This is a genomic window from Rhizobium sophorae (assembly GCF_013087515.1).
In the GTDB taxonomy this organism is placed as follows: Bacteria; Pseudomonadota; Alphaproteobacteria; order Rhizobiales; family Rhizobiaceae; genus Rhizobium; species Rhizobium sophorae.
Map to the genome: position 1 here is coordinate 1 of NZ_JABFCN010000088.1, position 585 is coordinate 585.

Below are 585 nucleotides of genomic sequence, written 5' to 3' on the forward strand. Positions count from 1 at the left end.
AGATCTCAATCGGAGGGGCCGCCCATGGAGAAGATTATTCGTATTGGCATGGATACGTCAAAACATGTTTTTCAGCTGCATGGCGTGAATGCTGAAGAGAAGTCGGTCTTGCGTGAGAAAATGCGACGCAAGGAGATGATCGACTTCTTCACGACCTGCCCGCCAACTTTGGTCGCGATCGAGGCCTGTGGTGGTTCGCATCATTGGGCACGGCTGCTCGCCTCATTCGGGCATGAGGTAAAAATGATCGCACCACAACTTGCTAAGCCCTACGTCAAACGGAACAAGAACGACGCGGCCGATGCCGAAGGGCTCTGCGAGGCAATGAGCCGCCCAACGATGCGGTTTGTTCCGGTTAAGACAGTTGATGAACAAGCGGCACTCATGCTGATCAGCGTCCGTACCCGCCTCATCGCCAACCGCACCCAACTCGCCAACGCAATCCGGGGCTACGCCAATGAGTTTGGTGTTTCCGCAGCCAAGGGGCTGGCGCATATCCCTATGCTGCTTGAAAGGATACAGGCCGACGCGACTGTGCCAGAGCTCGCACAGGAATTGTTCATGAGCCAGGCCGAGGAATACGCT

At 55.7% G+C, this 585-nt stretch carries 1 protein-coding gene; it reads left to right on the forward strand.

What is annotated here, in order from left to right:
* Positions 1–24 precede the first annotated feature (24 nt).
* Positions 25–585 (forward strand): IS110 family RNA-guided transposase (locus G9X64_RS36130; protein ID WP_171378396.1); only part of this gene is annotated, 561 nt, incomplete at its 3' end.